The 3,293-nt window shown below is 71.5% G+C and carries 4 protein-coding genes; 1 reads left to right on the forward strand and 3 read right to left on the reverse strand.

The genetic code is table 11. The features are described from left to right. Positions 1-264 precede the first annotated feature (264 nt). The gene (locus ACJ73U_RS16240) at positions 265-1,299 is read left to right on the forward strand and encodes an ABC transporter substrate-binding protein (RefSeq protein WP_407778459.1); all 1,035 of its coding nucleotides are present in this window, start codon (positions 265-267) and stop codon (positions 1,297-1,299) included. Here the strand turns inward: ACJ73U_RS16240 and ACJ73U_RS16245 are convergent. The 3 genes from ACJ73U_RS16245 to ACJ73U_RS16255 all read right to left on the reverse strand — a co-directional run. Next, the gene (locus ACJ73U_RS16245) at positions 1,272-1,760 is read right to left on the reverse strand and encodes an allene oxide cyclase barrel-like domain-containing protein (protein ID WP_407778460.1); all 489 of its coding nucleotides are present in this window, start codon (positions 1,758-1,760) and stop codon (positions 1,272-1,274) included. The two genes, ACJ73U_RS16240 and ACJ73U_RS16245, sit on opposite strands and share 28 nt — an antisense overlap. Before the next feature lie 117 nt (positions 1,761-1,877). After that, positions 1,878-2,264, reverse strand: coding sequence for a hypothetical protein (locus tag ACJ73U_RS16250; protein WP_407778461.1), 387 nt, complete (start codon positions 2,262-2,264; stop codon positions 1,878-1,880). A gap of 248 nt (positions 2,265-2,512) precedes the next feature. Then, a partial coding sequence (locus ACJ73U_RS16255) for an ABC transporter substrate-binding protein (RefSeq protein ID WP_407778462.1) occupies positions 2,513-3,293 on the reverse strand: 781 nt, incomplete at its 5' end.

Consider the following 3,293-nt stretch of genomic DNA (forward strand, 5'->3'; position numbering starts at 1 on the left):
CCGCCCTCGCCGCCGACCCCAGCGCCCTGTACCCGCAGACGGTGCCGGCCGCTCGCGTCTGAAGAGGACGCACGAGAAGAAGGTGCCGCCGGTCTGGGGGTCACCGGCGGCATCTTCTGCGTCGCTCCGCGGGGCGTTGTCGTTACGCCCGCGGCAGCACCCGGAGATCCCGGCCGCCGAATGGACACCCCGAGCTGTCGTGACGGGATGTGAGGCAGGGTTCGCTCGATCGGGGTGGCGGGGTGGGTCAGTACGGTGCCAGGAATGCCACGACCGTTGATCGGCGTCGTCCTCGCGGCGACCGGGAGGCTCGCGCCGCTGGGTGCGCCGCTGGACTTCGTCGCGCGGGCCTTGTCGTGGCCGGTCGACGTGTTGGTGCGGGACAGTGCGTCCACGCCGGAAGGGGCGCGCGGCGCCGCGCTGTCGCTGGCCGACGCGGGTGTGCGCGTGGTCGTGACGTTGGGTGGCACGCAGACCCTGCCGGCCGTGGCGCGGGCCTGCGCCGAACGGGAGGTGCCGTGCGTCTCGACGACCCTGCCGTGGCAGGTGTTCGCCGCCGCCGTCGGGGAGCCGGGGTGGGCGTTCCACTTCAGCTGGGGTCTGGACGACATCGCGGCGGTGTTCGCCGACCTGTGGGAGCACCTCGGGCCGGCCACTGTGGTGGGTTGCCTGTGGAACGACGGCCCGCAGGGCGCCGCGCTGCGGCGCTGGTTCCGGCCGGTGGCGGAGGCACGCGGGCACCGGCTGGTCGACCTGCCCTATCGCGAACACGGCGGTCAGCTGCCCGACCTGGCGGGCCTGGACGTGGTCACCTCGGCGGCGACGGCGAGCGACCTCGCGGCGGCCGTCCACCGGGCGCGGCTGGTCACCTGCTCGCGCTGGCTCACCTACCCGTTCAGCGTGGCGCGGCACGGGCTGGACCGGGTCGCCACGATCGTCTACTGGACACCGGACCGGGGCCCCGACCTGGCCGCCGCCTACGAGGACGCCACCGGATCCCCGTGGCTGCAACCCCTCGGCGTGGCGCACGCGCTGTTCGAGGTCGCCTGCCGCGCCGTGGCCGGCTCGGACTCCCGGGCCGGCGCCGCCGAGGTGCTGACGGGCACCCGAATGGCGACGCTCGCCGGGGTGCTGGACTGGACCGCCGGGCCGGCGCCGGGTGTGGCGAGGATCCCGTTGGCGGGTGGGCAGTGGCGGGCCGGCGACCGGCCGGAGCTGGTGGTCGTGGACAACCGTCGCGCGCCGGCCGTGCCCGTGGGTGGCGAGCTGATCTACAGCAGCGCGAAGGCGTACCGGTAGGTCACCTCCGCCCTGCTCGCCGCCCGGGTGACCTTGGCCTCGCCGCGGGCGCCGGCGTACTTGCCGGTCCCGCCGGTGACCGCCATGGTCGTGTCGTCGAAGCCGCCGGCGATCGACTTGTAGGTGCGCAGCCCGGCCAGCTGCAGCTGGCCGTCGGGCAGGCGGAACACCGAGGTGCAGTGGGTGGTCACGGCCGGCGGCACCGCCACCGAGACGGACACCACCCCGCAGTGCGAGTAGCCCTCGCCGAGCTTGGTGCGGCCAGCGCCGTCGTAGAGCTCGCCCCCACTGACGAACCCGCCGCCCACCGCGATGTTCGCGGGCGCCGACATCAGCGTCCGCTTGGCCGTCACCTCCAGGGTCTGGGCCTCCCGGGCGGTCGGTTGGTCGCCGACATGTCCGGCGCCCACGAGCGTGCCTCCCGTGAGCGCCAGCACCACGAGCCATGGTTGCACCCGCACCACGTACCTCCTCCACAGTGGACTGTCGTCCTCTGACGCTAGTGACATGGTGCGGTAGCGGTAAATCACTCGACATGATGGACACGAACGGGGTTACCGCCGGTCGTCGGCGAGCACTCAGGACTGGCCGTTCCCGTTGTTCCCGTCGTCCTGCGCCGCTATGCAGGCCTCCGTGGCCCTGATGGGGTCCACGCCGCCGTCGAACATGAGCTGCGTCAGGCACTGGTCGAAATTGCCGTCCTCGCCCTGCCCGCAGGCCGCGTCGTACCCGTTGTCGTCTTCGTTGTCATTGCCGTTGCCGTTGCCGTTGTCGGAACCGTTGCCAGTACCGGTGCCGGGTGCGCCGCCGTTGCCGTTGTCGTCGCCGTTGTCGCCGTGGTGGCCGAGTACCTGCAGGCAATCGTCCTGGTCCGCGTACGCGGTGCCCGAAACGGTCAGCGAGATCCCGGTGAACGCCAACACCGCTGCCGCGCCGGCGGCCAGACCGCGAAGAGTACGGGACATCACCTAGCTCCTTCCGTGAGAAATCCCTTGGGTGGGTTCACGGGGATGTGTAGCCGCGTCCCCCGGCCTCGACACCGCTACCGGCCGACTTACCTCCTTCGAGCGATTGGTCACACCCGTGTGGTGATGGGTGTGCGCGAGATTCGTTCACCGACCGCATCCATGATCTCTGCCGGGTGACACTTCCGGCTGAGAGTCATGATCAGCTCCTGACCGACCACAGTGGCCGGTCAGGAGCCTGGATCGGCTCACCGGCGGACCAGTGCGATCTCCGCCGGGGTGCTGCGGTCGGTCGGGGCGGCCTTGACCGGGCCGGTACCCCGGTCGGTGACCATCGGGGCCTGTATCTCCTCGGTGGACGTGTCCGGGCCGATCCGGAACACGTAGGCACCGGTGTACCCCGCGTGCGACTTGGCGGAGAACGCGAACGGGGTGACACCGGGACCGGCGATCTTCCCGGACTCCATGGCGTCGACCAGCTTGCCGCGGGTCAGGTCGCGGCCGGCCAGTTTGAGCGCCTGCGCGAACGTGTACGCCTGGGCCATGCCGAAGATGACCGTGTTGGTGAGCGGCTCGTCCGGGATGTACTTGTCGTGGACCTCCTTGAACAGCGCGATCCACGGGTCGTCGCTCGCCACGTCCGGGAGGTAGCCGGTGCCGATGAGTCCGTTGAGGAGTGCCGCCGCGGACACCTCGGCCCCGCCGCGTCTGGCGAAGTCCCGCAGCAGGCCGGTGAGGGTGACCGGGTCGGCGCCGATGCTGGAGACCACGAACTGCGGGTGGTAGCCGAGGCGGGCCGCGGTGAGGATCGTCAGCGCCGTGAACGCGGGGACGCACGAGCACACCACGACCTCGGCACCGGCGTCGCGCAGGGCCGACAGCTGTGGCAGCACGTCCGTGTTGGCCGGGTCGTAGCCCTGCCGGGACACCACGTCGGCCTTGACGAACTGGTCGAGGCCCTGCTGCGCGTCCCGGCCGACGTCGTCGTTCTGGAACATCAGGCCGACCTTCCTGCCGCCCAGGTGCTCC

Origin of the sequence: Actinophytocola sp., from assembly GCF_045807065.1 — a bacterium.
In the GTDB taxonomy this organism is placed as follows: Bacteria; Actinomycetota; Actinomycetes; order Mycobacteriales; family Pseudonocardiaceae; genus Actinophytocola.